Below are 539 nucleotides of genomic sequence, written 5' to 3'. Positions count from 1 at the left end.
ACCCCGAGGGTGCTGTTCATGCCCACGCCACTGGCCTCGTGGCACATGTTCGAGCAGTCGGGGAAGTTATTGGTGCCGTAGGCACGGACGAACAGCTGGTAGAGGAACGCCGCCTCGTTGCTGGCCCGGCCCGAGGTGTAGAACTCGGCCTGGTCGGGCGACTCCAGGGCGTTCAGGTGCTGGGCGATAAGGGCGAAGGCCTCGTCCCAACTGGTTTGCACATAGTGGTCGGTGGCCGCGTCGTAACGCATCGGGTGGGTCAAGCGGCCCTGGTACTCGAGCCAGTAGTCGGTCTGCGCGGCCAAAGCACTGACGCTGTACTTGGCGAAGAACGCCGGGTCCACCGAGCGCCCGGTGGCTTCCCAGTTCACCGCCTTGGCGCCGTTCTCGCAGAACTTGACCATGTCGCTTTCCGGCGACTCGCCCCAGGCGCAGCCGGGGCAGTCGAAGCCACCGTTCTGGTTGGTCTTGAGCATGGCCCGCAGGTTCTTGAAGGCATTCTCGCTGCCCAGCCAGGCCTTGGTCACGCTCTTGAGCGC

General features: G+C 64.9%; 1 protein-coding gene. It reads right to left on the bottom strand.

Features of this window, described 5'->3' with window-relative positions; all coding sequences use genetic code 11:
* A partial coding sequence (locus tag WCE05_RS25925; protein ID WP_368816828.1) for a molybdopterin-dependent oxidoreductase occupies positions 1-539 on the bottom strand: 539 nt, incomplete at both ends.

It is taken from the genome of Pseudomonas sp. I2 (assembly GCF_040984075.1).
GTDB classification, from domain to species: Bacteria; Pseudomonadota; Gammaproteobacteria; order Pseudomonadales; family Pseudomonadaceae; genus Aquipseudomonas; species Aquipseudomonas guariconensis_B.
This window is presented reverse-complemented; position numbering and strand designations above follow the sequence as displayed.